This is a genomic window from Microbulbifer sp. ABH2_005 (assembly GCF_056160005.1).
This window is the reverse complement of the sequence record NZ_JBSWWI010000001.1, coordinates 229,736-252,890: the sequence shown is the minus strand read 5'-3', so window position 1 is coordinate 252,890 and position 23,155 is coordinate 229,736. Positions and strand designations below refer to the sequence as shown.

Here is a 23,155-nt window from a genome sequence, read left to right as displayed (position 1 = left end):
TTTATTACTATTCCAGTTTACACCGGATTAACTAGAGGCACTTAATAACTATAGTTTAATCCGAGATAAAACTGACGCCCGAATTCAGTATATTCACCGAGGACACCATCCACCCCGTAAGATTTCACATCCGCTTCATTGGTCAAATTATTGCCGGATAAAACAATATCAATACCATTTTCGAAAGCATAGGAAATCTGTGCATCCACAGTTGTATATTCACGAGCAGGAACTACTGTAGAGCTACCAGGGATTGACATTACCTCTGTAAATTCATCTCTATAGCGCACATTTACATGGCTGCTGAAGTTCCCGATATCCCAAAATACCGTAGTACTCCACACGTTCTCAGATAGGCCTGGTAAGGGCATTGTCTCGCCAGCGAGATTACCGCCGGTAACCTCAGTCTCACTTTCTGTGTAAGAATAACTAGCGGTCATACCTAGCCCAGATAGAACTCCTGGGAGCTGATCAAAGGTTTTCGTACCAGCCAGCTCAATGCCGCGAATATAGCCACCCTTATCATTGTTCACGTAGGTTTCAAATGCACCAGCTTCAAAGCCTACCGGAACATCGATACCCAAAGATTTAAACAGAGCTGTGCGTTCAGACTGGCTGTCGAGATAAATATACTGCTTCTCGATCAGACTCTCGATATCTTTCCAGAAGATTGCTGCAGTGACCGCACCACCATCTTCAAAGTAGTGTTCATAAGCTAAGTCAAATTGGTTCGCACGGAAGGGATCTAGGTAGGGAGATCCTTTGGTCCAAACATTATAATCATTCTCTCCCGCTGAGTTCCAAGAACCTGCACCGCCCTTTAGCTGGCCAACCGGCGGGCGTCCCATAACTTTTGCTGCGGCGAAGCGAATGTAATCTTGTTCTGATAACTCAAAGTTTAAATTTAATGAAGGTAAGGTATCAGTATATTCAGGGCCATACTCGACATGGCCATAGTCGGTGCTAGTCACACCCAAATCATCAGTGATCGCGGTACCAAGTCCATCACCAATTTTTTGGATGCCTTTTGATTTAACGTCTGTTTCGACAATACGCACGCCAAAGTTACCGGTTACAGGTATGCCACCCAATTGGGTATCAATATTCGCCATCGCATAGTAAGCGAATACTTCTTCAGTAACAGCTCCAGACTCAACAAAAGTCCAATCCTTACCATTACTGAAAGTTTTTACACCGTTGTAGTTACCAGCACCAAAAATGCTTGATGCAAGGCCATCCATATCAGTGATAACGAAATGATCGGGAGCACCTTCAACGGATTGAACTTTTACGAAACCATCCAGCTCCTGTGGCATGCATTCAATTTCTGAAAGGTTGTCTTCACAGTAACCGTTATACTGCCCATCGCGACTACCATATAGGAAGGTTCCACGATCAGAATCAAAAGTTCTCTCAGAGTAACGAAGACCAGCTTCAATAGAGGCGATTGCGCCCCATTCCAAATCAAATTGGTAGTCCAGTTTGAAGGCTTCAACCTCGTCAGTGTACTCGTGAGGATACTCCTCATAGCGAGAAAGACGCATGGTATCCAGGTCAGTAAAATCTACCCCGGCAAAAGCAGCTGAAGGTATACCATCACCTTTCATTGAGTAAGCAAAGCTTTGATTTGCCGCTTCCTGCCAAGTCTCCAGCTCACCGCTATCGTCATACCCCAAGTCATACGCATGCATGGACACAATCTGGTCCTTACGAGTCTTGGTGCCTTCGCTGTATGAATAATCGAAAGTTAAAGTATGCTGATCAGCAAAACTCCACTCCAAATTCAAGCCAATACTGTCGCTATCTGCCTGGGTGGATTGATCTTCGGAGCGCGCTTCAAACCAGGGACCAATAGTTGTATCGGTGACAGTTGCTGTGCCTGAGGTTGCAACCCCCCCATCGATTATTCCATAAGGGGTGTAACCATCGGTCTTTTCTAAGTTGCCAACAGTAATACCGTGGCGAGTGTCAATCCGCTCAAATTCAGACTTGAAATAGTCAAGCTGAGCCTTGAAGTTATCTGTAGGCTGGAATACAACACTGGCCAGATAGCCATCGCGAGTATCTTTACCTGTTCCAGCCTGCCATTGGAAGGCTCGAGGTACATTTACTTCCTCTTCATCTTCCGTAGTTCCGGTGAAGTATCCGAGCTGATCGTCAGCACCTGCACGCGCTTTGGTAAAGTTGTTTGGCTGCTCAAGGTGGGAATAACCCAGAGCGACGCCCACCTTGTCATCCATAAATTTACCCATGTACGACAGCGTGACACGCTCACCGAACTCGTCGGCACCGACGTCATCGGCTGCGTCGTTAAACGACATGCGTACATTGGCATTAAAGTTGTGTTCTTTCTCGGCATCGAGAGGGTTGGCCGTTTTTAGCTCTACAGAGCCCGCTACACCACCTTCGATATGAGAGGCTTTCGGAGTCTTGTAGACCGCCGCCTGATTAATCAGCTCAGCTGGGTACTGGTCAAAAGAGATCCAGCGAGTACTTTCGGTATAACCACTGGTAGAGGCCTGCTCACGACCATTCAGGGTCGTCTGCAGGAAGTCGCCGTTCATACCGCGGATATTTAGCTGTGAGGACTGACCATTGGATCGCACGGTGGTTACGCCGGGCAGGCGGCCCAGGGCGTCAGCAATAGATTGGTCGGGAAGAGATGACAGAGCGCCCGCATCTACCACATCGGCCACCACATCGGCGGCGCGCTTGGCTTCAACGGAGTCCAAAACGCTGGTGCGAATACCGGTAACTGTTACTTCTTCCAGTGTTTCCTGCTCCTGCGCATAGGCCCCAACCGAGGTGGACACGGAGGCCGCGATGGCAGCAGATAGCAAAGTGGGTCTGAGCGCCCCTTTACCTTTATTGGATAGACTCATCATCTTCTCCCTGGACTTATCGTTATGTTGAGACCCTGCATCCTAGGCCGGCCCCCTATCCATAACATCCTCCCCCAAGGGGGGAGGAGGCGGGAGAAACTGTGACTTCAATCACGCTGGTATACCGCATAATTATACGCGATGCGGCGAAGGTAAATTGTATCTAACAAGGTAGGTGCAAAGGGAAGTGTGGCTTGTAAGAGAAGCTTTAAGCCTTGCGGAGCCCCTGAAAAAAGTGACGATTTAGTGTTAACTTTCCCAAACGTTTTATAGGTGCCCCTGAAACAAATGAACTGATCTATTTCAGGGGCACAGCAGGCAAATCAACCCTCCAACTGCACCGCAGCACCGATGAGTGCCTGGTAGCCGGCATTCAAGGCATAGACCGGCACGGCTTGCATCCACTGTGCAACCCGCCCCTTGGTGAGAAAGCGCTGCTCAAACTCGCTTTCAGGCAACAACTTTGCGATACGAGGCAATATGCCTCCCCCCAGGAATACTCCACCACGTGCGCCCATATACAGCGCTGCATCTCCCGCGACACTGCCGAGGAAATTGAGGAAATCCAGCAGGGTCTCACGACACATAGGGTCGGAGTTATCCAGGCCACGAGTGCTTACATCCGGTGGTGTCAGCGCTTCAGGGGTTCGACCATTCAATTCGCAGACGGCACGGTACAGATTTACCAAGCCATTTCCAGAGAGGACCCACTCATTGAAAACCGGTGTACGGCTCTTCATGAGGATCTGCAGTAATTGCAACTCGCGCTCGGTGGAGACTGTCAGGTTAGCGTGGCCTCCCTCGCCTGCGAGCACATGGTAGCGTCCATCCGCCTCAACCAGGCCCGCCACACCGAGGCCGGTACCCGGTCCCAGTACCACCATGGGCGCCCCTTGTGGGCGGGGCACATCTCTCAGTACCTTATAATCACTACTGGTCAGGCGCGGCAGGGATTGAGCCAACGCAGCGAAATCGTTGATCAACTCCAGATGGGGAAACTGAAACTCCTCGGCCAGGGCCGTGGCATCAATACTCCAGCCCAGGTTGGTCATGTAAACGCGACTACCGGAGGAAGTCTTTTCCAGCGGGCCAGCAGCGGCAATACAGGCTTTCTCAGGCCTGGGCTGATTGAGGCCATCCAACCAATGCTGCAACGCAGCATCAAACCCTTCAAAGCGCTTGCAGTCCACTACTTTCAGCCCCTCTAGCTGATAGCCCTCCGCAACCGGTCTGGCTATCGCAAAACGGGCATTAGTGCCGCCGATATCCGCTACGATACTCGTCATAGTTATCCCTATAAGATCCCCAAAAAAAGGCGATATAAGTTAAGGGGTGAGAAGAAATTATGCTAGCCCCATAGGTCAGGGTTGAGGGCAACCTAGCCCATAAAGTAACCGGGTAATCTACTACTGCCCCTGAAGCGAAGAAAATATGCCCTTAAGGACCCAGGCTGAGTGCATTACATCTCTTCGTACCTTTTTTCCCTATTAATGCAGAATAGCTATCACGGCGACAGCATGCTAAACAGCTATTGACCGGAAAATATAATTTGGTCATTAGCACATAACTCTGCATCAATAATCACAGCAAAAAGATCAACGCACTTCAGCAGCAATCTCTCTTAAGGATTCAGCGAAAACTTGCATTTCCTCGTGGCTGAATTTGCTTTTCACTCTCTTTTCTGAAGGTGGCTGAAACTCGAGACCCACGCCTGGGCGCCGAGCCACTTGTGGACGAATGGGCCTTGGGCAAAAACCACCACCACAATTTGGGCAAACGTTGCTCAGTATGTCTTCTACACAGGTGCGGCAAAAAGTGCACTCATAGGTACAGATCATTGCCTCTGTGGAATTAGGAGGTAGGTCCTTATCACAGCACTCACAGTTGGGTCTCAGTTGTAGCATGGTGAACTCGCCTTCGGAGTATGGAATTTTTAGTATTGAGAAATCTCAGCTTTATTAAGCAGATTGACTTTTATTCTTATAACTTCCCAATAAACAATAATTCTTGATAATCTTCAAGCCTTGGCAAGTAATCGTCTAGGGTGAGGTGAATTCTTTGGGGAAAGGCAGGAACCTTAAAGCAGTTCGTTTATAGCTGGAAGGTGGTTAAAAAAACACTAGCTTAGAGAAATACCGAAATGCTTCTTTAGGCGATAGTATATTGGCAAGTTTACCCCATAGATCATCACCTCATGTACTCTCAAGTAGAGTATACTGGATTATTACCTTTTTAAATCCTTCACAGAGTAATGGCTCTCACTCTCATTGGGCTACCGGAGTCACCGGCCGACGTACCGACCCAATAAGAGGATTACGTACAGGTTTGGCAATACCATAAATAACGACTAACCCAACGCCGCCACCAGCAGTGGCAATTTCTCGACTCGGATTATCATCCAAGACAGCCTCACTGAAAGCCCGGCATCCAGCTCTGGCCACTCCATAGATTTCCATTGATATCAAACATCAGCCGGCCAGCGGCAAAGATGCCTCCTCCAGAAAGTTTTATCTTCAGGAGATAATATTTTGGTGGATATATAGATAAGGAAGGAACTTTGTATTTCTACGCTGTTTTCCCACAGGGATTGGATAGCGCAGGTTAAACAATTCAAAGTACTTGTCAGCGTTAAGGTAGGGTTTCTTAGCCAGCTTTATTATTCCCTCCAAGGTCGTAGCGCTCTCGGATAAGCTGAGGAATTCTTTACAAGCTTCTCTAGTTTCCCTTCCTCCACAGAGTGATAACAATGCGGCCAAAGTATTCATACGCACAACGATTTCATATTGAATTAAATTGCCCAATCCCAGCACTGTTCCTCCAAAATTTCCGCTGGAAACATCCGTTAAGTGTTGCACATGAGAAGCCTCCCCCCTTAAAGTAGACACCACCTTATATTCATCTTATGCGGCCATTCTTTCATATTCATCTGGGCTTTTGAACCCAAGTGAACCATGTCTTCTTTTAAAGTTATAGTACCTATCAAGATACCAAGATAAGTTGGTTCTTAGCTCCTCAACGGATTCAAAATTAAATCCTTTGAAACTCTCAGTTTTCAGTGTTTGAAAAAATGATTCTACATACACATTATCATTCATAAATCCTGGACGATTCATGCTCGGCTCAATACCCAGTTCCTTGAGTCGGTTTTGGTATGCATAAGCACCGTACTCAGAACCTCTGTCGCTGTGAAATATTAGATCTGATTCTATATTTCTGCAACGGACAGCTTTATTTAGCGCTGACAGTGTTAGCTCAACAGTTCGAGTGTCCGACAGCTCCCAACCCAACACTTTCCGGGAGTAAAGATCAATAATCACAGCTAAATATTGCCATTGCCCATTGATCTTCAGATAGGTTACATCACCAGCCCATTGAGAGTCTGGTTTAATCGGCATACCATGCTCTCTTTGTAAATTTTCAACCTTAATGCAAGGATTTCCAGGCAAAGGGCGTCGACGATAGATCCTTCCAGCTTTCCCCACAATTCCAGCCTCTCTCATAAGGCGTTCAACGCGCTTGTGATTTATTCGTTCACCATTAGCTTTCAGCTCTGCGCTAATTCTTGGGCTTCCATAATTACCATCATGCTGTGCATAGATAGCTTCGATACACCCAAGAATTCGCCTATTTTCTATGTCTCGAGTGCTCTCATCACGGTTGAGCCACTTATAAAACCCTTGGGGTGAAACATTCAAGTATCTACATAAGTACCTGACACCAAAGTCTGATCGATTAAGAGCTATGAACGAGAATCTTTCAGCTTTAGATCTTTCAGGTACATTTCCCACTTTTTTAGGAAATCATTCTCCTTTTGCAATTTCTCAACCTGCTTTTTTAGACGCCTTATCTCTTTATCATCAGTTTGAGACTGAGTTTTCGTTGTCTTTGCCATACTTATTCTACGACTGGGCTTCTCGACCAGCTTGCCTTCTCTACTTTCCTGTCGCCATCTATACACCATTACTGGATGCAAACCAATAATGTTGGCGATAGTGGTCGTATCTACTTTCAGTTGATTAGTGAGAGCTACCACTCTAACTTTAAACTCTGTTGAATATTCAACAACCCGCTCTTCACTCAGTATTTTCGGCATTTTTTCCTACCCTATTCAAAAGGTAGGCGTCTACTCAATGGGGGAAGGTTTCAACGCGCCTTCCCCTTATTATTCGCAATAATTTGATCAAGACGCTGTGCTTCACTACCGGGTAGTGCTTTCCATAGCTCTATCTTTGCGTCCTTTAGGGCCTTACCATCAGATTCTATGTTGATATCAATAGCATTCGAAAAACTGAAGAATAGTTGTATTAGCGGGTATATAGCCAAGAACTAACCTAATCATTATTCAAGTAGGCTGATACCGGGGTAAATCGGTAAACTTATGGCATCAATATTATTTTTATGAAAAGGGTATTCTTCCATTATAAAAAAACCGGCGTTCAAGACCTATCTGAGTAAACAATGAGAAGTCGGTTTTTAAAAATTCTAGCAATCGATCAGGATCAAATACTTCCCTCCATCTCCACCACTAGTATACGAGCCTCTCCTTGAGGGTGAGCCACATGTTCCGTACCTTCTGAAGCATAAAAGATATCACCGGGATGCAACACCTCAGATTTCACTTTACCATCTTGCTTATAAAACATCTCAACGCAACCATCGAGCACAGCAAATACTTCCTGACCATCATTTACATGCCAAACATAGGGCTTATTGGTCCAATGCAATTTGGTAGTAACACCATTCATATTGGCAATGAGCTTTGACTCCCAGGCAACCTTTCCTGTGAAGCTCTTACTTTTTGTAAATTCCATTAATAAATTAAACCTACATTAAATTCTAGAAAAACTTAAATTAAAATAATTAATCAACTGAAGCATTCAAAGCCTGATCCTCAGCTTCACCCTCACCAACCCCGTCAGTAATTTCATCTATCCTACGCACACCAAAAGACACCGTCGGCGGTATCCCCATGCCAAGATCAATATCTGCTACCCGATAATTTGAGCCCTTTGCCTTGAGAATTGCATTGACCTTCTCCTGTTTTTCCACCGCTTTAATAACGGTATTGGCTATCACTTCATCACTACTAAACGCTGTAACAGACTCGTTGACTTTTTCTCCAACCTGCTTGGCTTTATCTAAAATCCCCAAATGCCTTCTCCCTGCGATTCCCTGATGTATATTTTGATATGACTATTGTACTGATAATATTTTTAATATTCAGTTAAGCATACTATTTCGCTGTTAATTTTTTAAGATCCACCCTCAGAAACAATACCCCCTAAACTACCATTTTGGCATGAGCATTTATTACTGCTCAACGGCTCAACTTACTACACGCTCATCCAGTAACACCAGCTGTGTATTCATTGAACAAGTTTCTACTTAAACGTATTCGCGCTGGCGCTTTTCTGCCAGAAAGATAGAATCGATTACCGATAATGAGAAAAGAGAAAATACCGTGAATAAACTCCTCCTATCACTCGCTATCAGTACGTCGTTACTGGCCAGTCAGGCATCTGCTACAGATACCAATCCCCAGCAATTACTAGAAGACACCGCACCCAAAGTCATCGAATGGCGCCGTCACCTGCACCAGAATCCAGAACTGGGAAATCGTGAATTTGAGACCGCCAAATATATTGAGAAGTATCTGCGCGCACTGGGCCTAGAGGTTGAGACAGGGATTGCCCATACCGGGCTAGTGGGTTTTCTCAAAGGGAGCAAACCCGGCCCTACCGTCGCCCTGCGCGCGGATATGGATGCTTTACCAGTCACCGAAAGAGCCGATGTTCCCTTCGCCTCTAAGGTGAGAACTTCTTATAAGGGCAAGGATGTCGGAGTCATGCATGCCTGCGGCCATGATACCCATGTGGCCATGCTGATGGGAGCTGCTGAAGTACTCACAGGCCTTCGTGAGGAGCTGGCCGGCAATGTCCTCTTTATCTTCCAGCCCGCCGAGGAAGGGGCGCCAGATGGTGAGGAAGGTGGAGCAGAACTGATGCTCAAGGAAGGCTTGTTCAGAAAATACGAACCAGAAGTGGCATTCGGCCAGCATGTCACCTCTTCCTTACCCTCCGGTGTGATTGGCTATCGCTCAGGTCCGTTAATGGCCGCTGCCGACGAGTTTCGCATTACTATTAACGGCCGACAAACACATGGTTCACGTCCCTGGGGTGGCGTTGACCCGATTGTTACCGCCGCGCAAGTTGTAATGGGCACCCAAGCTATTGTCAGTCGCCAAATCGATATCACCAAGGAACCTGCCGTTATTTCCTACGGCCGTATTGATGGCGGTGTGCGCAACAATATTATTCCAGACAGTGTTTACCTGAACGGCACCATCCGCAACTTTGATATGGACAATCGCGCGGAGATTTTTAAACGCTTAAAAACCACTGCGGAACTGATTGCCGAAAGCTCTGGAGCTAGTGCGGATGTGGAAATCCTTGAGGGCTACCCAGTAACGATCAACAATGCCGAGCTCACTGAGACGGCCCTGCCTATTTTAAGATCTGTGGTGGGGGAACAACGTGTTGTGGAGGTACCAAAAATAACCGGTGCTGAAGATTTTTCCTATTACGCAAACGAAGTGCCTGGATTCTTCTACTTTTTAGGGGTAACCCCGCAAGGGCAGGATCCCAGCAAAGCCCCGAGCAACCATTCACCGCTATTTTATGTGGATGAAGGCACGTTGCGTAAAGGCACAGAGGCTTTAACATTATTGACTTTGAGCTATATGGAAAATTATAAGAAACAGTAAAAAAGAGCCCCACTTGGGGCTCTTTTTTCTTAACCAATAGGCGTTAATTCAAAAACTCTGATTGAAATATTAAAAGTGCTACTCTCCCCATCATCATCGGTCAGTGTTACAGAAAAAACCAATGTGGCCTGCTCTGATGGTGCTGTAAATGAAGCGTTGACGCGGTCTGAGCTGGTAATAGAGACGGGAGGACCAGATACTTGCTCCCATTGATATTTTACTATGTCTCCATCAATATCAAAGGCACCAGAAGCATCAAGGGTAACAAGGGAACTTGGTTGAACAACTTTTATTAGACTTATAGGCATCATAGGAGGCATATTCTGCTCTACGACAATACCAACCATGCCGGTAGACTTCAGACCATCATTATCCACCACTTCAAGCTCAAACAAAAAAGCAGCTTTTAGCCCTGGAGAAACCTCAGGCGCAATAAAACTAGCTGTGCCGTCTTGGTTATTAATTACTGGAATATCAGAAAGTGAGCGCCAATTGTAGCTAACGATTTCCCCATCTGCATCTGTAGAGGCCCTGCCATCCAGAAGTACTTCCTCACCAGAACTTACTTCCTGGGGGGCTCCAATAATGACTAGCGGCGAGGCGAGGCTCTGGACATTTACTTGAGTTACAGCGCTACTTTCCAGACCTTCATTATCTGTGACCACCAGTTCGAACTTCAGTGCTTCAAAAAATATAAAAGGAGAACCAGAGATTACCGGTGCTTTGAAGCTCACCGTAGCTTCAGAATCCTGCACCAACTCCACAGGCTCTCCAGAAATTTGCCTCCACTCATAGCTAACAATCTCTCCAAATAAATCTATTGAGGAACTACCATCCAGAATGACAACCTCGCCAGATTTTACTGCCTGAAAATCACGTATTATTGCTCTAGGCGGGGTATTTCCATCCAAGGTAACAATCGCCGTATCAACAGAAACTACGTTTTCATGATCTTCAACTTCTAATTCGAACACCAAAGCTTCATCACCGCCAATATCGGAATTTTTGGATGACGGTGCCAAGAAGGTGGCAAATCCATTACTCGTATCATTTAATGAAACAGGGGAACCTGATACTTGCTTCCAACGATAATCAATAATGCTTCCGTCTCTATCAGCTGATTGACTACCATCTAAAAGGATTAGCTGATTTTTTTGGACTACCTGATCATTTCCAGCATCAGCTATCGGCGCCAAGTTAATCCCTTGGGTATCTCCCTTTAGCAGAACCAATCCTGAAGAAGGACTTGCAATAACAACATCTGGAATTCCATCACTATTGATATCTCCTACATCTACTCCTCGAGGATTTGCATAAATATCCTCTGGTATACCGTGACTGGATTGCCCTGACAATCCATTTCTGGTCAGCGTATCAAAAATAGAAATACTATTAGTATTCAATGAAATTGTCATAAATTCATGACTTAAGTCATTATTCAAATCATGAGATAACAACATTGCTGAAATGCTTTTACTGGGAATTGCAAAAGGCTTTTGCAGCAACCCATCACTCCCTTGATAGAAAGCTAACTGAGAGGCATCTGATCCCTCTCCAATAGACAACCATATATCATTTAAACCATCTCCATTTAGATCATTAACTGAAATATCGTAAACTGTGAAATCACTGCCGAGTGCATAGTATGAAGTCGGGAAAAAATCACCATCTCCCTGGGAGATCAATACCGTTAAGGCCTTACCCTGTGATTGATTACTAATCGTTATGATATCGTCGACGCCATCATTATTGACGTCACCAAGTGTCAAGCTGCCAAGATTATCCGGCTCCAGGAAGTGAAGAAAAGACCTATAATCCTCTGGCTTAGTACCAACTATTGAATAAATTACAACCCCAATAGTATCCGCACCTCTACCAACGATATCACTAACTCCATCCCCGGTAACATCAGCAATAGCTACTTGACTAGAGTAAGATGAATTAAAAGATTTCCCTAAAGCTAAAGATCCATCACTAAGCTGAAAAAAAATATCAATTCGACTTTTGTCAAAACCTACAGCAACATCCTGAAGTCCATCACTATTCAGATCTCCAACAGCAATAGATTTTGGCAGATGCGTTCCATCCCCATCCCCATCTAATGGATAGTCTATGGAATCCTCTAACTGCCCATTCTCACCCTGTAAAAATACCTTTAATTTAAAGTCATTAACTGAATCAAAATTACTGGAGGTGCTCAGCACCACATCATCTCGACCATCATTATTTAAATCCGCTACCGCAATAGCTTCCGCTTTTGATCCTATTGGATAAATTTCTGCAGGCAGAAATTGAACCTCTCCCCATGCACTGCTGGCAAGCAGTAGCACAGAAGAAGGGAAGACAAAGAATTTTGAGAGTAACTTCTTTTTCACAACATCTCCTTGTGTAAAATCGCTTTAAGAAGCAAGCGAAACCTAACACAAAATCCACAGAGCAGATGTGATCAATTAAATAAAGAGTGTTTAAAATTACGCGGCTAAAGCAGACGCTGGTGCTAAAACTTGGGATAGAAACGTAAGGCTATAAATCGTGAAACCAATGCACCAAGTTATTCAACTTTAGAAAAAACATATATTGCAGCAAATTGAAGTACGGTTAAAAAACTCAAAAAATATATTTACTGATAAAATTTAAGAGTAAGTGAAAATTAGCAGCTACAAAAAAAGCGGCCTAAGCCGCTTTTTTTATTACCAACTGCTCGAACTGCTAAGCGCTTTCCGAACGTCCTCTGCTGGGACGGCGTCTTGGTGCTCTCTGAGGTTTCTGGGCGTCACTGCGGCTGGATTCAGCACCGCGAGTTCTGCCATTACCACCGGCTCGATTTCCATTACCGCCTTTACCGGCAGCGGCATTGCTGTTGCGGCCACCGTTTCCACGTCCTTCTGTCTTGCCGCGACCATTTCCGCGATTACCCCTGCGCTCATCGCTATTACCTCGCGCTTCACGCCCCCCCTCACTGTTACGGGAGCCGGTAGGGCGCTTGTTGGCGGCGGGCTTTTGTCCGCCACCACGCTTGGGATTACCAGAGGCCGGCAGCTGGTGATCGGGCTCAAAGTCCTCAATCTCCTCACGGGGGATTGGCTTGCCAATCAAGCGCTCAATATCGCGCAATTGCTTGATTTCATCGGCGCTGACCAGGGACACCGCCTGGCCACGCGCACCGGCACGGCCCGTACGACCAATACGGTGAACATAATCTTCGGGAACGTTAGGCAGATCAAAGTTAACTACTTGGGGTAACTGATCAATATCAATTCCTCGAGCGGCGATATCAGTGGCAACCAATATTTGCACTTTGCCCGCCTTGAAGTCGGCCAGGGCACGAGTGCGTGCATTCTGGCTTTTATTGCCATGAATCGCCGCCGCGCGGATATTGTCGCCCTCCAACTGCTTCACCAACCGGTTGGCGCCATGCTTGGTTCGGCTGAATACCAGAGCCTGGTGCCAGTCGTTATCGCGAATAAGGTGACTCAACAGTTTTGTTTTGCGTGCCTTATCCACTGGATGCAGTTTTTGACGCACGGTATCTGTAGTCGTGTTGCGCGGACTGACATCAATTTCCAGTGGATTCTTCACCAGGCCTTTTGCTAGCTGGCGGATTTCCGGGGAGAAGGTGGCTGAAAACAGCAGGTTCTGGCGCTCTGTGGGCAGGATACGCAATACCCGCTTGATATCATGAATGAAGCCCATGTCCAGCATGCGGTCGGCCTCATCCAACACCAGGGCTTCGAGCCGATCGAAGCGGATAGCCCCCTGGCTATGTAGGTCCAGTAAACGTCCGGGAGTGGCCACCAGGATATCGGCACCGCCGCGCAGCCTGGCGATCTGTGGATTGATCTTCACCCCACCAAAGACAACAGAGTGGCGCATTGGCAAGTATTTACTATAGCTCTGCACATTATCGAACACCTGCGCAGCCAGTTCCCTGGTAGGAGTAAGCACCAACGCACGCACCTGCCCTTTTTTTGCGCGCTCCCCCTGGCTCAAACGGTGCAACATTGGCAAGGTAAAACCGGCAGTCTTACCAGTTCCCGTTTGGGCCGCAGCCATAATATCGCTGCCCTGCATAACGGCGGGAATAGCCTGAGCTTGGATGGGCGTGGGCGCACTGTACCCCTGCTCTGCAACTGCACGGGCGATCTCCTGGGCAAGGCCCAGATCTTCAAACAACATAAATAACCTCAAACTGCGCCCTAGGCGCAATCAAACACATTCGCACCACAGAGGTGCAAATAGAAAAATCGGAGTTGGCATCCAGAGCAAGCAAGGCTCGATGCACACAGCCGTCAAATCACCGGCCAGCCGGCGCGCGGCATTCAGTAGAGGGTTCCGGGAAGAATTTAAGAAAAGTTCACGGGGGGATACCGGTATATCACCGGCCTACAAATGACGCAGCTGAGAAAAATCAGCTGCAGCACTATAACACAAACAATCTGACTGTATAGTTCCAGCCTCTAAAACTAGTCCTCATAGCCATAGACACAGGGATTGTTAGGCACTCGGGCGAGACGACCGTAACATAGTTCCACGTTCGCAACGCGAGCGTCTATCTTTGTGATATCCAACCCTCGTTGCGAACCACAGATGATGCAGCCAAGTGCTGCTGGGATATTCACAACCATGTCACACAATCGCAGTGTCAGTAATGAACACCAGATCGAACAAGTCACTCTCGGTAACGGGCGCAGGGTTTCAATACGCCCTATTTGTCGCAGTGACAGCCAACTGGAGAAAGATCTTATCGAAGATTTATCTCCAGAAACCCGGCGTGACCGCTTTATTGGTGGAAGCTGTAAAGCCAGCCAAAAATTGATTGAGCTACTCACCGATAATGATCACCAGATTCACGAGGCCTTTATTGCCCTGTGTACCAGTGACCATGCGCAAAGGGCCGTGGCCACAGCACATTACGCTGTAGATGCTGACGGACAAGCCTGTGAGTGCGCAGTTGTTGTGCGCGATGACTGGCAGGGATTGGGACTCGGCCGATTGATGCTTAAACGTCTGATCGACTGTGCGAAAGAGCAGGGCTTACAACGGATTTACTCTATTGAGTCGGCCGATAATAAACGCGTGCAGACATTTGCCCGCTCTATGGGGTTTGTTTGTAAAGCAGACCCGAAAGATTACACCCTATTAACTTATACTCTTAACCTTCAGGGAAATCCCCCTACCAATGGTTATGATGCAACCTCTAAAGAGGCCGGGATAAATCTGGGTTAAAGACCTTCCTCACAATTATGGCGGTAGTGAATTTTATTTAGCTGCCGCCATCCTACTGCTTTACTACCCCAGACTTAATGAATCTTCCTGTGCCCTTGTTTCCATCCACTAAGATATTAAATGACCATCCGGTCAGTTCGCTACCGAATCAGTATACCTAACGGGATAACCGGCAGGGCATAACACCGGGAAATAAACCTTTAAACTTGCTAGCAGTTTTCACAGCTGAGCTTATTAAACACCAAAGTGTCACCACAGATCTGAAGAGATCGACAACCAGTACTATTTCTCGTTCTTTTGTGCACTTACATTAGATTTAACCGCTTATTTTATCCCTATAAAAATGAAACTAAAAAAACTGATTCCAGTTACTATATTCTGCGTTTTGATTTCTGCTTGCTCCTCAAATATCGCAGACTATATTACGCACTCTAAAAGCTTCCCTTACGACGAGATCGTTTCCAGTGAACAGATTGAAACATGGGGGTTTAAGAAAGGTAACTATCGAGATACATACAGAGATCTTAGCATCAGCTATCTTTATGCCGCCCCCTTGGAAAAAGGCAAAATCAAATACTCTATTGAAACCGACTCAGGTCAGAGTACAACTACAGTAGCTCTTGCCATAGATAGGAAAGCTCTGAAAAACAGTTATTCCGGCACTTTGATTCTGCTACACGGTTTCCGCGCCTCAAAGGAATTCATGCTCAACTCTGCATTATATTTCCGATTATTGGGGTTTCATGTTGTTATTCCAGACCTTCTTGGTCATGGCGAATCCGGTGGCAATAAGGAATATGGTGTTGGTGATAGCAAAATCATTAACAGACTGATTGATGATCTAATTGATACAGGCATTATAGAGAATCAACACATTTATCTTCTTGGCAACTCCATGGGAAGCCTTGCCGCGGCCAGAATTTCTCAATCTAGACAGGATATCAGCGGTCTGATTTTACAGGCACCCATGTTGGAATTTGATCAGGCTGTTTATCTTTATGCTAAGGAAAACTTTCCGCTGCTTAGCAAAGCAATTTCTGAGGATGAGATTAAAATAGGAGCATTAACCGCACTGAAAGAAGCCAATATCAGTTCCCAAGATACAAAAATTGAACCTTTAATTATGAATTCTTCCATACCGGTGCTCTTATTTACTTCAAATACTGACTCTATATCACCTTATGATCACTTTAAAAACCTAGATCAGGGCCATATTAGGGTGGTAAATTTACCGGAAAGAAATCACCCGAGCATGGCCATTATCGGTGGTATAGAGCATAGAATCTTACAAGAGTGGCTTACGCCCAATTAAGAATTCCAATCTTAAGAAAGCTCCCACTAGGGAAAATAATTGTACAAAGAAGCGACAAACTACCGTCGCCTTAGCCTAGAAACAGAATACAATCATACATCAGGGAATAGATCCAGACTCTACCCCGCGCCCCCTTCACAGGTAAAAGGCCCACTAAACTCCAAAAGCCCCTGTGGCACTTGAATGGATTCCACCAGACTACCCCTTTTATAAAGAGAGAAGTTGATATTTGCCTGCATTGATTTCATGTAAATTTGGCCGAGGCCAAAAATAACATCCGAAGGAAACCTCTGCCGATAGAAACTTCCTGCATCAGCCCAGGCTTCAAGATTCAACTTATACTTTAATTTATTCATTTGTAGCTTTAGATAACCAGAACATGGATCCAGCTCACGTTTAACCGATAAATTCTTAAACGCTGGGTAAAAAATTAGATCATACTGGTCTGAAATATATCTACCCGCCCACATCTCAATACTTGAGTCACCAATTTTTGCCCCAGTAAACATAAAATAAATGTCATCGGTAAGCCCCATAGTGTATATAACACCCGCACTGGATTCCTTATCAAACCAACCTTTATCCAGCTGAGCAAAGCCTTGCCCAGTTAAAGATCGATCACCATCAGAAAAACTATACTTTACCGGTGTTCCCACCGTATAGAGAAACCACTTCCCTCCCACTCCAGGCAACTCGGGAATTATCCCAAAGGGTGTTTGCCCAGGGTTAAGGCCGTGCCAATAATGATGATGGTCTCCGGCCCAACGCATGCTAAAGTTAAATTCAGCATGATTGACCCATATCCCTGCCTCATCCGCCAAAACGACTCCAGGAACCTCGTAGTAGAATTCCCCTGAGTTATCTGGATGGTTCAGGATGACTTCATCCAGAAAAAGGTCATACTTAACTTCTGTGCCATTCTTGGGAGAAAATGCTACATGAATATAAGGCCTAGGAGTTGGCTCAGTGAAATCCGGAGCGATATAAGTTTGCAGGCTCACCTTAAAATATCCCACATCGGGTACAGCAATATTGTAGAACCATTGCTCTGCCCAAGTTGTATTTGAAGTAGGTGTATGAGCTTTCAGGTCATCCAAAGTGGTGGCCGAGACAAGGTGGCTTACTGACCAAAAAATTGAAATGATCAATAACTTGATTTTTTTTTGATAAAACATCTTACCACCTCCTAATTTAAATTAATTTATAAAGATCCCTGAGCTACGACTTTTAAAATAGTGAAAACGCATACTATCAGTATGCCTACAACTTTTATGGAAATATCTGACACCCATTACGCAAGTTGAGAAAGCCCACACAATACTAATTTAATCCCATTAACCCGTATTAGCTACGGCAAGGCCAGCCCCCCCTAAAAACATAAGAGTGTCATCTCTATTTCTGTCCAGACTGTAGTTATCCACAATCCCCTCCTACCCCTACTAACACAATTGTTCCAGGGCTCCCTACATCAACACACGGCGTGAAATGCCCCCTAACTATTGAGACAACACCTAAAACGCCTAAACTGTTGGACACCTCCCCACCTGTTTCTGGTAAGGCAAATAATATGAATAAATCCATTCCCGCTCGCCTTCCGCTTCTCATTGACGGCAACTGGATACAATCCAATGCTAAGGAGTGGCTGGATGTGACAAATCCTGCCACGGGGGAGGTTTTAACCCAGGCTCCCTATACCACTGAGGCAGAGCAACTTAAGGCCATTGCCGCCGCGAAACAGGCGTTTTTATCCTGGCGGGATACTCCAGTCCCTAGCAGAGCGCGTATTATGCTCAAGTACCAGGCTCTGCTAAAGGAACACCAAGAGACCTTGGCTGAGATTCTCGCAGAGGAAACCGGGAAAACTTTTGAGGATGCCAAGGGGGATGTTTGGCGGGGTATTGAGGTTGTTGAACATGCTGCCAATATTGCCACGCTATTAATGGGCGAGACAGTTGAAAACGTTGCCAGCGCTATAGATTGTTATTCTTATGTTCAACCTATCGGTGTCTGCGCCGGCATTACACCTTTCAACTTCCCTGCCATGATTCCACTGTGGATGTTTCCCCTTGCGATCGCCTGTGGCAACACTTTTATTCTTAAGCCTTCCGAACAAGATCCAATTACACCATGCAAGCTGGCCGAATTATTTGAGCAGGCAGGCGCCCCAAAAGGGGTACTGCAAGTTATCCATGGTGGCCGGGAGCAGGTGGATTTCTTACTCAAAGATCCAGACATTAAAGCCATTTCTTTTGTCGGCTCGGTACCGGTGGGTCGGCATATTTATCAAACAGGTACTCAGTATTTAAAAAGAGTACAGGCTTTTGCCGGAGCCAAAAATCACATGGTGGTCATGCCCGATGCTAATAAAAGTGCCACTATCAACAATATCATCGGTTCTTCTGTTGGGGCCGCGGGTCAGCGATGTATGGCAATTTCGGTAGTGGTATTAGTCGGTGAGGCACAGAGTTGGATCCCCGAAATACGGGATGCGATGGCAAAGATAAAACCTGGACATTGGAAGAATCCGCAAGCCGACTATGGCCCCCTAATTTCCCCCGCGGCAAAAAAGCGGGTGCTGGGTTATATCGAGACCGGCAAAAAAGAGGGGGCCGATTGTTTGCTGGATGGCTCACAAGTTATAGTTGATGGATATCCCCATGGCAACTGGGTAGGCCCCACCCTGTTTGCCAATGTCACCGCTGAAATGTCTATTTATACCGATGAAATATTTGGGCCAGTATTATGCCTAGTGAATGTAGATCACTTAGATGAAGCCATAACACTGGTCAATAATTGCCCCTACGGCAATGGGACTTCGATATTTACTGCCAGTGGGGCTGCCGCAAGAAAATACCAACATGAAATCCTTGTTGGCCAGGTGGGTATCAATGTGCCTATCCCGGTTCCACTGCCCTTTTTCAGTTTTACCGGCTGGCGCAGCTCTTTCTATGGGGACTTGCACGCTTATGGTAAGCAAGCCGTGCGCTTCTATACCGAAACAAAAACGATCACTGCTCGTTGGTTCGATTCAGATATCGAACACGCCGAACAAGCAAATATGACCATACAGTTAAAGTAACACCACTTAACAACTCAGTTTTTATTTTTTGGATAATTCCATGGATAACATCGTAGCCTTTCTCGGTCTGGGGCATATGGGTGCCCCCATGGCCTGTAATTTAATCAAAGCTGGATTCACTGTGAGAGGTTTTGATCCAGTGGAGACCTTACTCCAGGCGGCTGTAGAGCAGGGGGTGGAGAAATGCGCATCGGCGAAAGAAGCGGTAAAAGGAGCAGATTTTGTTATTAGCATGCTACCCAGTGATGCGGTAGTGGAGTCACTATATATTGATAAAGATCATCTACTGGAAGTTATCGAAAAGCAGACACTAATAATCGATTGTTCCACCGTTTCCGCAAGGAGCTCGAAGCGACTAATTAACGCCGCCCAAACTAAAGGGCTGCATGCCATAGAAGCACCAGTCTCTGGCGGAGTCAAAGGAGCGGCTGCCGCCACTCTCAGCTTTATGTGTGGCGGTGAGCATGAGGATGTGGAAAGGGCTAAGACAGTTCTGCAACATATGGGAACCAACGTTTTTTTTGCAGGCCCAGCAGGTACCGGACAAACAGCAAAGATCTGCAACAATATGTTACTGGCTATTCATATGATTGGCACAGCCGAGGCACTCCAACTGGGTGTGGATAACGGCCTCGACCCTAAAGTACTGAGCGAAATTATGTCAAAAAGCTCCGGCGCTAACTGGTCGCTACAGACTTACAATCCTTACCCTGGAGTTATGGAGAGCACCCCCGCAAGCAATCATTATCGCGGTGGCTTTAAAGTGGCATTAATGTGTAAGGACCTGGGACTGGCTCAGCAAGCTGCCGACCATAGCAGAAGCTATACCCCGCTCGGCTCACTGGCCAGAAATTTATTTGGCTTACACAGCTTGAAGGGAAATGAAGAGCTGGACTTCTCCAGCATCCAAACAATTTTCAAGAAAGAGTCCTATAAGTAAGATTGGTTATTTAGGCTCTCATCCCATTTAACCTATCTATCTGTCCTGACCGGTAGCGGCTATCTGAACTTCACGGATATTCACATGCTGAGGTTGGCTGTACATAAACATCGCCGTGCGTGCGATATCCTCAGCATTGATGGCTCCACCGATGGAAGCTTTCCACTCCTCATATGCCTTAATAATTTCATCTGAGGTGGTATGGCTTAGCAGCTCAGTTTCCACCGCTCCGGGGCAAAGGGTCATGATACGTACCCCACTTGCGGCAACTTCTTCACGCACAGTTTCGCTAATCGCCGATACTGCGTACTTTGTCCCACAATAGGCTGCATGATTAATAAAAGTCTTCACCCCAGCAATGGAGCTGATATTGAGAATCGTACCGCGACCACGGGATTTCATATCCGCCAGGACAGCCTGCATACAGTTCATCAAGGCGAGCACATTCACATCGAACATATCCCGCCACTCTTCGGCGTTCTGGGACTCAATGTTCCCCAGTAACATTTTACCGGCATTATTCACCAAACAATCCACAGGCCCATACAGCGCCTCTGCCTCCTGAATAGCTGTGGATAAAACCGCAGTGTCAGTTACATCGACCTGTCGACAGAGGGTGTTCGGTAAATTCAACGCCTCTAACTTTTCCAGACGACGTGCCAACAATAATAATGGATGTCCCGCATCCGACATATGCTGAGCAATTGCCGCCCCGATGCCAGAACTGGCGCCTGTTATTACAATCAATGGCTTAGACATACTGCTTTTCTCTTCTGCAATTAATAACCCTGGGTACTGGATTAACCCTGCTGTATCGGCAGTATAGAATTTAGTATTAGAATGACTAACCCACTTAATCTGAAATCATTGTTTTGATTTTATGAACAATATCTCCTGGCGAGCCATTCGCGCCTTTATTGCCGTGGCCGAGCATGGCAGCTTTACCGCTGCGGCGGATCACACGGGATACTCCAAAGCCACGCTCAGCCAGCAAGTCTCGGAATTGGAATCCGCCCTGGATGTTCAACTATTGCTACGCACCACTCGCAAGCTGCGGCTAACCGAAGTCGGTGAAGGCTATTACCAGCGCTGCAAACAGGCGATGCAGCAACTGGATAGCGCTGCCGATTGGGCAACACACTCCAGGGAGAAGATTAAGGGCAAAATCCATATCAACGCGGTGGGTGGGATTATCGGCGAGGAGATTATCGCCCCCCTGGTCATCAAGTTTCAGAAAACTTATCCCGAAATACAAATACAACTGGATTTTTCCAGTGTACGTGTCGATCTCATTGAGGATCGTTACGATTTAGTAATCCGTATGGGGGAGCTGCCAGATTCCACCCTCGTAGTACGCAAACTGCAGAGTATCAAAACCCGCTATGTTGCGAGCCCGGATTTTATCAAAACGCGTGGCCCAATTCTAAAACCCATGGATCTCTCACAGGTGCCCCTAATTTACGGCAGTGTTGACCAATGGGTACTAACCCGCGGTAAGGCAAGCCATAAAGTTGACGTTGAACAGGGTATCAAGCTGGTCAGCGGCCGCGCGATGCGCCTTGCAGCACTGGCGGGACTTGGGGTAACCCGCCTAGCAGACATCTATGTTCAGGCGGATATCCAACAGGGTAAATTACAGGAGATATTACCTGGATGGTCAGAGTCCACCCAGCTTTCTATGGTTTGCCCTCCGCTGCGCCATCAGCTAGCCCGTGTACGCAGTTTAATGCAATGGCTGAAAGATCATTTTTCCAAGGAATATGAGCGGTTATTGGAAAAGGGATTAGATGAAAACGGATAACAAGCAGCTATCGGCAAAAATTCTGCAGTGATCTTAACAACGATATTTTAAACTCTATGCAATTTCACCCGATTTTTCCTGCTGTTTGACCGTTCCTTCTATAGAGCTTTCCTCGCTATCGTTTAGCTTCATTTCCGTATTTTCTTCCTTATCTGTATTGATGAACGGGTAAATACAAAAAACCAATGCCAGGAGCACCCAGAAAGCTGTTGCCTGTGCCATAGGCACAGTTAAATACAACCAAAATACCTGCTCTCCCTGAAGAACCGCATGAATATATACCGCTGTTCCACCCAGCCCTACCAACAAGGGGCTTATATAAGGGATAACGTTGATCCAGTACCCACGCAAATCACTAGCCATACGCTCACACCATCGAACCATAAAGGGCAATGGGAAATTGGCTAGGACAATCCCCAGTAAAACCTCAAGAAGCCCAATATTCCAACCCAAATGAAAAGCCAAATAAGTAAAGATCAGCAGGTTAAGGGTAATACAGAACCATAAAACACAGCGAAAATAGGACATCCTATGAATCCCTTCTAAGAAATCTGATTATTATTGACCTCGTCACCAGCCATTCCCAACGTCCTCCAGTGGAAACGCCATAGAATTGATCATATTTATTAAGTGAAAATATTTTTAGATTACCTAGAGCGCTCCTGGTAAAGACTCCTGTACCCGCTCAATAGCTTTCAGCTCTTCTTCTGTCAGGGCTTTATACCCTCGTAAATAAGGCCAACCATAGCCCCAGCGGAAAGGGGTCGGCAAGAATGGTGTCCCACCTACTCTGACACCAACTAGCATAAGCAACGCTACTTCTCTCTCCCCAGTTTTGGCAACACAAATTTCTAAATTGCGATCAGCCTCTTCGCGCTGTGCATAGCTTCCACCCTTCCAGTAAGCGAAATCATGGGCATAACAGCAATCCAACCATAAATCACTTTGATCGAGTGTGCCATCAGGAAAGACGCTACAGCCATCAGAGTGAAAATCCTCTATCTCTACAGCGAACAGAGGCAGAACATAGAATAAAAACAACAACGGAAAATACTTCATAGAGACTCTTTAGATCTATTCTTTTCTCAACACACTCATATTCAGATAAACAATCTGCTAGAGGCAAGACAAACTACCAAAAGAATATTGAAA

General features: G+C 46.1%; 21 protein-coding genes. 6 read left to right on the top strand and 15 right to left on the bottom strand.

The window, feature by feature from the left end; translation table 11 throughout:
• Positions 1-41 precede the first annotated feature (41 nt).
• The 9 genes from ACXAFI_RS01130 to ACXAFI_RS01090 all read right to left on the bottom strand — a co-directional run bounded on the left by ACXAFI_RS01130 (position 42) and on the right by ACXAFI_RS01090 (position 8,033).
• Positions 42-2,882 (bottom strand): TonB-dependent receptor, encoded by a 2,841-nt coding sequence (locus ACXAFI_RS01130; protein ID WP_475107334.1) that lies wholly within the window; start codon positions 2,880-2,882, stop codon positions 42-44.
• 323 nt (positions 2,883-3,205) lie between these two features.
• Positions 3,206-4,168 (bottom strand): glucokinase, encoded by a 963-nt coding sequence (gene glk / locus ACXAFI_RS01125; protein WP_475107333.1) that lies wholly within the window; start codon positions 4,166-4,168, stop codon positions 3,206-3,208.
• A 309-nt stretch (positions 4,169-4,477) separates the two neighbouring features.
• The gene (locus tag ACXAFI_RS01120; RefSeq protein ID WP_152455163.1) at positions 4,478-4,786 is read right to left on the bottom strand and encodes a DUF1272 domain-containing protein; all 309 of its coding nucleotides are present in this window, start codon (positions 4,784-4,786) and stop codon (positions 4,478-4,480) included.
• Between the two features lie 360 nt (positions 4,787-5,146).
• Positions 5,147-5,284 (bottom strand): hypothetical protein, encoded by a 138-nt coding sequence (locus ACXAFI_RS01115; RefSeq protein ID WP_475107332.1) that lies wholly within the window; start codon positions 5,282-5,284, stop codon positions 5,147-5,149.
• A gap of 111 nt (positions 5,285-5,395) precedes the next feature.
• Positions 5,396-5,737, bottom strand: a complete 342-nt coding sequence (locus tag ACXAFI_RS01110) for a hypothetical protein (RefSeq protein WP_475107331.1) — start codon at positions 5,735-5,737, stop codon at positions 5,396-5,398.
• A 45-nt stretch (positions 5,738-5,782) separates the two neighbouring features.
• Complete coding sequence (locus ACXAFI_RS01105) at positions 5,783-6,670, bottom strand: IS3 family transposase (RefSeq protein WP_475105975.1); 888 nt, start codon at positions 6,668-6,670, stop codon at positions 5,783-5,785.
• Entirely contained in the window at positions 6,622-6,975 is a 354-nt protein-coding gene (locus tag ACXAFI_RS01100) for a transposase (protein WP_475107330.1), read from the bottom strand. The genes ACXAFI_RS01105 and ACXAFI_RS01100 overlap by 49 nt, the downstream gene beginning before the upstream one ends.
• Positions 6,976-7,381: 406 nt before the next feature.
• Positions 7,382-7,693: a cupin gene (locus ACXAFI_RS01095; protein ID WP_475107329.1), complete on the bottom strand. Its 312-nt coding sequence runs from the start codon at positions 7,691-7,693 to the stop codon at positions 7,382-7,384.
• A 49-nt stretch (positions 7,694-7,742) separates the two neighbouring features.
• The gene (locus tag ACXAFI_RS01090; RefSeq protein WP_475107328.1) at positions 7,743-8,033 is read right to left on the bottom strand and encodes a hypothetical protein; all 291 of its coding nucleotides are present in this window, start codon (positions 8,031-8,033) and stop codon (positions 7,743-7,745) included.
• A gap of 310 nt (positions 8,034-8,343) precedes the next feature.
• Here ACXAFI_RS01090 and ACXAFI_RS01085 point away from each other — a divergent pair, with 310 nt between their 5' ends.
• On the top strand, positions 8,344-9,645 hold the full coding sequence (locus ACXAFI_RS01085; RefSeq protein ID WP_475107327.1) for an amidohydrolase: 1,302 nt from the start codon (positions 8,344-8,346) through the stop codon (positions 9,643-9,645).
• Between the two features lie 29 nt (positions 9,646-9,674).
• Here the strand turns inward: ACXAFI_RS01085 and ACXAFI_RS01080 are convergent, their stop codons facing one another.
• Complete coding sequence (locus ACXAFI_RS01080) at positions 9,675-12,020, bottom strand: FG-GAP repeat domain-containing protein (RefSeq protein ID WP_475107326.1); 2,346 nt, start codon at positions 12,018-12,020, stop codon at positions 9,675-9,677.
• Positions 12,021-12,354: 334 nt separating this feature from the next.
• Complete coding sequence (locus tag ACXAFI_RS01075) at positions 12,355-13,821, bottom strand: DEAD/DEAH box helicase (protein WP_475107325.1); 1,467 nt, start codon at positions 13,819-13,821, stop codon at positions 12,355-12,357.
• A gap of 447 nt (positions 13,822-14,268) precedes the next feature.
• Between ACXAFI_RS01075 and ACXAFI_RS01070 the strand changes: the two genes are divergently transcribed.
• Complete coding sequence (locus tag ACXAFI_RS01070; protein ID WP_475107324.1) at positions 14,269-14,871, top strand: N-acetyltransferase family protein; 603 nt, start codon at positions 14,269-14,271, stop codon at positions 14,869-14,871.
• A 343-nt stretch (positions 14,872-15,214) separates the two neighbouring features.
• Positions 15,215-16,183: an alpha/beta hydrolase gene (locus ACXAFI_RS01065; RefSeq protein WP_475107323.1), complete on the top strand. Its 969-nt coding sequence runs from the start codon at positions 15,215-15,217 to the stop codon at positions 16,181-16,183.
• A gap of 119 nt (positions 16,184-16,302) precedes the next feature.
• Here ACXAFI_RS01065 and ACXAFI_RS01060 read toward each other — a convergent pair whose 3' ends face one another.
• Positions 16,303-17,358 carry a hypothetical protein gene (locus tag ACXAFI_RS01060; protein ID WP_475107322.1) on the bottom strand — a complete coding sequence of 352 codons (1,056 nt, stop codon included), beginning with the start codon at positions 17,356-17,358 and terminating at the stop codon, positions 16,303-16,305.
• 392 nt (positions 17,359-17,750) lie between these two features.
• Here ACXAFI_RS01060 and ACXAFI_RS01055 point away from each other — a divergent pair, with 392 nt between their 5' ends.
• Both ACXAFI_RS01055 and mmsB read left to right on the top strand, forming a co-directional pair.
• Positions 17,751-19,262, top strand: coding sequence for a CoA-acylating methylmalonate-semialdehyde dehydrogenase (locus tag ACXAFI_RS01055; RefSeq protein ID WP_475107321.1), 1,512 nt, complete (start codon positions 17,751-17,753; stop codon positions 19,260-19,262).
• A gap of 40 nt (positions 19,263-19,302) precedes the next feature.
• Positions 19,303-20,202, top strand: coding sequence for a 3-hydroxyisobutyrate dehydrogenase (mmsB, locus tag ACXAFI_RS01050; RefSeq protein WP_475107320.1), 900 nt, complete (start codon positions 19,303-19,305; stop codon positions 20,200-20,202).
• Positions 20,203-20,238: 36 nt separating this feature from the next.
• Here mmsB and ACXAFI_RS01045 read toward each other — a convergent pair whose 3' ends face one another.
• The gene (locus ACXAFI_RS01045) at positions 20,239-20,961 is read right to left on the bottom strand and encodes an SDR family oxidoreductase (protein WP_475107319.1); all 723 of its coding nucleotides are present in this window, start codon (positions 20,959-20,961) and stop codon (positions 20,239-20,241) included.
• 121 nt (positions 20,962-21,082) lie between these two features.
• Between ACXAFI_RS01045 and ACXAFI_RS01040 the strand changes: the two genes are divergently transcribed.
• Positions 21,083-22,003 carry a LysR family transcriptional regulator gene (locus ACXAFI_RS01040; protein WP_475107318.1) on the top strand — a complete coding sequence of 307 codons (921 nt, stop codon included), beginning with the start codon at positions 21,083-21,085 and terminating at the stop codon, positions 22,001-22,003.
• A gap of 54 nt (positions 22,004-22,057) precedes the next feature.
• Here ACXAFI_RS01040 and ACXAFI_RS01035 read toward each other — a convergent pair whose 3' ends face one another.
• Together ACXAFI_RS01035 and ACXAFI_RS01030 are read right to left on the bottom strand one after the other, a co-directional pair.
• Entirely contained in the window at positions 22,058-22,531 is a 474-nt protein-coding gene (locus tag ACXAFI_RS01035; RefSeq protein WP_475107317.1) for a hypothetical protein, read from the bottom strand.
• A gap of 123 nt (positions 22,532-22,654) precedes the next feature.
• A complete protein-coding gene (locus ACXAFI_RS01030) occupies positions 22,655-23,062 on the bottom strand; it encodes an FAD-binding oxidoreductase (protein WP_475107316.1) in 408 nt (135 codons plus the stop codon).
• Between the last annotated feature and the right edge of the window lie 93 nt (positions 23,063-23,155).

Coding starts and splice junctions, on each gene's coding strand:
- ACXAFI_RS01130 (WP_475107334.1), bottom strand. CDS start 2,882: ATGAGTCTATCCAATAAAGGTAAAGGGGCGCTCAGACCCACTTTGCTA.
- glk (WP_475107333.1), bottom strand. CDS start 4,168: ATGACGAGTATCGTAGCGGATATCGGCGGCACTAATGCCCGTTTTGCG.
- ACXAFI_RS01120 (WP_152455163.1), bottom strand. CDS start 4,786: ATGCTACAACTGAGACCCAACTGTGAGTGCTGTGATAAGGACCTACCT.
- ACXAFI_RS01100 (WP_475107330.1), bottom strand. CDS start 6,975: ATGCCGAAAATACTGAGTGAAGAGCGGGTTGTTGAATATTCAACAGAG.
- ACXAFI_RS01095 (WP_475107329.1), bottom strand. CDS start 7,693: ATGGAATTTACAAAAAGTAAGAGCTTCACAGGAAAGGTTGCCTGGGAG.
- ACXAFI_RS01075 (WP_475107325.1), bottom strand. CDS start 13,821: ATGTTGTTTGAAGATCTGGGCCTTGCCCAGGAGATCGCCCGTGCAGTT.
- ACXAFI_RS01070 (WP_475107324.1), top strand. CDS start 14,269: ATGTCACACAATCGCAGTGTCAGTAATGAACACCAGATCGAACAAGTC.
- ACXAFI_RS01065 (WP_475107323.1), top strand. CDS start 15,215: ATGAAACTAAAAAAACTGATTCCAGTTACTATATTCTGCGTTTTGATT.
- ACXAFI_RS01060 (WP_475107322.1), bottom strand. CDS start 17,358: ATGTTTTATCAAAAAAAAATCAAGTTATTGATCATTTCAATTTTTTGG.
- ACXAFI_RS01055 (WP_475107321.1), top strand. CDS start 17,751: ATGAATAAATCCATTCCCGCTCGCCTTCCGCTTCTCATTGACGGCAAC.
- mmsB (WP_475107320.1), top strand. CDS start 19,303: ATGGATAACATCGTAGCCTTTCTCGGTCTGGGGCATATGGGTGCCCCC.
- ACXAFI_RS01045 (WP_475107319.1), bottom strand. CDS start 20,961: ATGTCTAAGCCATTGATTGTAATAACAGGCGCCAGTTCTGGCATCGGG.
- ACXAFI_RS01040 (WP_475107318.1), top strand. CDS start 21,083: ATGAACAATATCTCCTGGCGAGCCATTCGCGCCTTTATTGCCGTGGCC.
- ACXAFI_RS01035 (WP_475107317.1), bottom strand. CDS start 22,531: ATGTCCTATTTTCGCTGTGTTTTATGGTTCTGTATTACCCTTAACCTG.
- ACXAFI_RS01030 (WP_475107316.1), bottom strand. CDS start 23,062: ATGAAGTATTTTCCGTTGTTGTTTTTATTCTATGTTCTGCCTCTGTTC.